The sequence below is a fragment of the Kitasatospora sp. NPDC091257 genome (genome assembly GCF_044757675.1).
GTDB lineage: Bacteria > Actinomycetota > Actinomycetes > Streptomycetales > Streptomycetaceae > Kitasatospora > Kitasatospora lactacystinica.
Genome location: NZ_JBIVVI010000817.1, coordinates 1 through 4,229, shown reverse-complemented (window position 1 = coordinate 4,229; position 4,229 = coordinate 1). Strand labels below are relative to the sequence as shown.

Here is a 4,229-nt window from a genome sequence, read left to right as displayed (position 1 = left end):
GGCGTCGAACGCCGACGGTCCTCGGCCCGGCGGCCGGGAGGCGCTCCCGCCACCGCCGCGCGCGGCACGCTCCTCGACGCCGCCCCGCCCGCGCTCCCGGTGGGTGACAGGAGGCTGAGGACGGCTTCCGGCCGGGCCGGGGAGCGCGGCGCCGGCCGGGCATGGCCGCTGCGGCCGTGCGGCGACGCGGGCTTCGTCACCGCGGAGACGGCGGTGGCGCTGCCGGCGCTCGTCCTGCTCGCGGCGATGCTGATCTGGGGAGTGCTCGCGGCGTCCACGCAGATCCGCTGCGTGGACGCCGCCCGGGTCGGTGCCAGGGCGGCCGCACGCGGGGAGACGGACGCCGCCGAACTCGCCCGCGCGGCGGCACCGGCGGGCGCGCAGGTCCGGGTGGCCTTGGCGGCCGACACGGTGCGGGTCGAGGTGGAGGCGCCGTGCGCGGGGCCGGGAAGGCTCGGCGGGTTGCTCGCCGTCCGGCTCAGTGCGGCGGCCGTGGCGGCGCGGGAGGACGTCCTGGTGGCGGTCACGGCGGGAGGTGGTGGTCCATGGCCGTCCTGACCGGGCTGTGGGAGACGGCGGAGCGGGTGGCACGCGCCCGTGCGGCCCGAGCCGTCGCGGCGGGCGGGCGAGGGCCGGACGCCGGCTCCGCGACGGTCTGGCTGCTGGCCCTGGCGATGCTGGGAACGGCGGTGTTCGCCGGGACGATCGCGGTCGGCTCGGTGGTCGCCTCCCGGCACCGGGCCGAGTCGGCGGCCGACCTCGCGGCCCTCGCCGCGGCGGACCGGCTGCTGCTGGACCGGGACGGCGGTTGCGCCCGGGCCGCCGCGATCGCCGCCGCTCAGGGCGCCGGACTGGTGTCCTGTGCGGTCGACCGGTCGGCGGACGCCGTCGAGGTGGTGGCCGAGGTGGACGTCCGCGGGCTCCCGGCCCGACTGCCGGTCGGCCCGGCACGGGCGAGGGCCCGGGCCGGGCCGGTACGGGCCCCGGTCACCGGTCCCGAGGACGTGCCGGACGCCGGGCCGGTCGGGGATCCGAGCGAAGCTCCGAGCGGAGCCCCGAGTGCGGCGGCGGTCTCATGAACGGGCCGGCGCTCCACCGTCCGGTCCCGGGGCCGCCTCCGGCGCGTCTGGCGCCTCCGGACCGGCGCTCGTCTCCGAAGCATCCGAAGCGTCCGGAGCATCCGAAGTGTCCGGAGTCTCCGGGCCGTCGGGCGCCTCCCGTCCGTCCTGCGTCTCCGCGGCTCCGGCGGCCCCGGCCAGCAGGACGTCCAGGAGCCGGACGGCGGCGGCCTTGTCCAGCGGGTCGTTCCCGTTGCCGCACTTGGGCGACTGGACGCAGGACGGGCAGCCGCGCTCGCACTCGCAGGAGGCGATCGCCGTCCGGGTGGCCGTCAGCCACTGGACCGCCCGCCGGAAGCCCCGTTCGGCGAAGCCGGCCCCGCCCGGATGGCCGTCGTAGACGAACACGGTCGGCAGGCCGGTGTCCGGGTGCAGCGGGACGGAGACGCCGCCGATGTCCCACCGGTCGCAGGTGGCGAACAGCGGCAGCAGTCCGATCGAGGCGTGCTCGGCGGCGTGGGCGGCGCCGGGCAACTGGTCGGGCGGGATGTCCGCGTCGAGCAGCTGGTCCTCGGTGACGGTCCACCAGACCGCGCGGGTGCGCAGCGTGCGGGGCGGCAGGTCGAGCTTGGTCTCGCCCATGATCTCCCCGGTGGAGATCCGCTTGCGGAGGTAGCCGACCACCTGGTTGACCACCTCCACCGAGCCGAAGCTGAGCCGGCCCTCGCCCCATTCCACGGTGGTGTCGGTGTCCAGGACGGAGACGGAGGTGACGTCGCGGGCGGCCGTGGTGTACGGCGGGTCGGCCGGTTCGACCAGGGCCACGGAGTTCTCCAGGTCGAACTCCCGGACCAGGTAGGTGCGGCCCTGGTGGAGGTGCACGGCCCCGGTGTGGACGCTGGTGTGGGCGGCCGCGGCGTCCACCGTGCCGAGCAGGCGGCCGGTGTCGGCCTCGACGATCTGAACCGGACGGCCGCCGCTGCCGCGCAGGTCCACCGCGTCGGCCGCGCGTTCGCGACGGGTCCAGTACCAGGAGCCGTCACTGCGCCGGCGCAGCAGGCCGCGCCGTTCCAGGACCGGGAGCAGCGGCGCGGTGGACGGCCCGAACAGTTCCAGGTCGGCATCGGTGAGCGGGAGTTCGGCTGCCGCCGCGCACAGGTGCGGGGCGAGCACGTGCGGGTTGTCGGGGTCGAGCACGGTGGCCTCGACGGGCGCCGCGAACAGCGCCTCCGGGTGGTGCACCAGGTAGGTGTCCAGCGGGTCGTCCCGGGCGATCAGCACGGCCAGCGCGCCCTGGGCCTCCCGGCCGGCCCGGCCCGCCTGCTGCCAGAGCGAGGCCCGGGTGCCGGGGTAGCCGGCCATCAGGACGGCGTCGAGGCCGGAGATGTCGACGCCCAGTTCGAGAGCGGAGGTGGAGGCGAGGCCGAGCAGTCGGCCGGTGTGCAGATCGCGTTCCAGGGCGCGGCGTTCGTCGGCGAGGTAGCCGCCGCGGTAGGCGGCCACCCGTCCGGCGAGCGGGCGGTCGAGCTGGTCCTGGGCCTGGAGCGCCACGAGCTCGGCGGCACGCCGGGAGCGGACGAAGACGACGGTGCGGATCTCCCGCTCGACCAGGTCGGTCAGCAGGTTCGCGGCCTCGGCGGTCGCGGTGCGGCGCACGGGCGCGCCGTGCTCGCCGACGTTCTCGGTGAGCGGCGGCTCCCAGAGGCCGAAGACCATCGGCCCGCGCGGCGAGGCGTCCTCGGTGACGGCGACGGCGGGCAGGCCGGTCAGCCGCCGGGCGGTCGCGGCCGGGTCGGCGGTGGTGGCGGAGGCCAGCAGGAAGGTGGGTGACGAGCCGTAACGGGCGCAGATGCGGCGCAGCCGTCGCAGCACCTGGGCGACGTGCGAGCCGAACACGCCCCGGTAGCTGTGGCATTCGTCGACGACCACGTAACGCAAGGCCTTGAGGAAGGAGGACCAGCGGGCGTGGCCGGGCAGGATGCCCCGGTGGAGCATGTCCGGGTTGGTGAGCACGTAGGAGGCGTACTGGCGGACCCACTCGCGCTCCTCGGTCGGGGTGTCGCCGTCGTACAGGGCGGCGCGGACCCTCGGCGGGGCGAGTTCGGCCGCCCGGCGGCGCTGGTCGGCGGCGAGCGCCTTGGTCGGAGCCAGGTAGAGCGCGGTGGCGCCGCGGCCGTTGCGGGCCTCGGTGCCGTCGAGGAGGTCGGTGAGCACCGGTGCCAGATAGCCCAGCGACTTGCCCGAGGCGGTGCCTGTGGCGATCACCACAGTCTGGCCGCTTTTGGCCAGATTCATCGCTTCTGCCTGGTGCGCCCACGGCTGTTCCACCCCGAGGGCGCGCGCCGCGGCCACGACCTCCGGACGGATCGAGTCCGGCCACGGTGAATAACGTGCAGGTCGGGCGGGAAGGTGCTCCGTATGGGTGAGCCGGTCGGACCGCCCCCGGCCGGTGGCCAGGGTCGTGAGCAGTGCCTCGGGCGGGCTGTGTCGGGGCGGCATGGGGACCCAGTGTGTCACCGGCGTGACGGAGAATCGTCGTAAGCCATCGTGCGGGCATGGCCGCAGGTGGTTGAATGTGGCCGTGACGGCCGTATGGCCGTGGGTCGCAGCGCTGAGGCTTGCCACGCGTTGGCGGGGCGCGCCCGGGCTCGCGACCATGCGGTGGCGGCCGTCCGGCCGAGGATCGCACATGACGTAGCAAGGCAAGGTGCTGGAGGTTCCGTGGACCTGTCCCTGTCGACCCGTTCAGTCGGCGATCGTACGGTCGTCGAGGTTGGCGGCGAGATCGATGTGTACACCGCCCCGAAGCTGCGGGAGCAGCTGGTCGAGCTCGTCAACGACGGCAAGTACCACCTCGTCGTCGACATGGAGGGCGTCGACTTCCTCGACTCGACCGGCCTCGGTGTGCTGGTCGGCGGTCTGAAGCGGGTGCGCGCCCACGAGGGCTCGCTGCGCCTCGTCTGCAACCAGGAGCGCATCCTGAAGATCTTCCGCATCACCGGCCTGACCAAGGTCTTCCCGATCCACACCTCGGTGGACGACGCGGTCAACGCGACCGACTGACGCGGCCGGGCCGGCCCGGGTGGCCGGCCCGCTCGTTTCCTCGCGTCCGGGAGCCCGGGTCCGTGCGGCCCGGTGCGTCCACGGACGCCCCTGGGCCGGTTCCGCCGG

Annotated in this window: 4 protein-coding genes; 3 read left to right on the top strand and 1 reads right to left on the bottom strand. The window is 75.3% G+C overall.

Annotated features, from left to right (window positions below; genetic code table 11):
* Window positions 1-558 (top strand): TadE family type IV pilus minor pilin (locus ACIQOV_RS30145; RefSeq protein WP_401053753.1); only part of this gene is annotated, 558 nt, incomplete at its 5' end.
* On the top strand, window positions 546-1,079 hold the full coding sequence (locus tag ACIQOV_RS30140; protein WP_401053751.1) for an Rv3654c family TadE-like protein: 534 nt from the start codon (window positions 546-548) through the stop codon (window positions 1,077-1,079). The genes ACIQOV_RS30145 and ACIQOV_RS30140, both read left to right, overlap by 13 nt.
* On the opposite strand, the gene ACIQOV_RS30135 is transcribed toward ACIQOV_RS30140, so the two are convergent.
* Window positions 1,074-3,557, bottom strand: coding sequence for a DEAD/DEAH box helicase (locus tag ACIQOV_RS30135; protein ID WP_401053750.1), 2,484 nt, complete (start codon window positions 3,555-3,557; stop codon window positions 1,074-1,076). The genes ACIQOV_RS30140 and ACIQOV_RS30135 overlap by 6 nt on opposite strands.
* A 222-nt stretch (window positions 3,558-3,779) precedes the next feature.
* On the opposite strand from ACIQOV_RS30135, the gene bldG reads away from it, so the two are divergent.
* Window positions 3,780-4,121 (top strand): anti-sigma factor antagonist BldG, encoded by a 342-nt coding sequence (gene bldG / locus ACIQOV_RS30130; protein WP_049659132.1) that lies wholly within the window; start codon window positions 3,780-3,782, stop codon window positions 4,119-4,121.
* Window positions 4,122-4,229: the final 108 nt, after the last annotated feature.

What these genes read in the sequence shown, in the direction of transcription:
- ACIQOV_RS30140 (WP_401053751.1), top strand. Translation starts at nt 546, where the DNA reads ATGGCCGTCCTGACCGGGCTGTGGGAGACGGCGGAGCGGGTGGCACGC.
- ACIQOV_RS30135 (WP_401053750.1), bottom strand. Translation starts at nt 3,557, where the DNA reads ATGCCGCCCCGACACAGCCCGCCCGAGGCACTGCTCACGACCCTGGCC.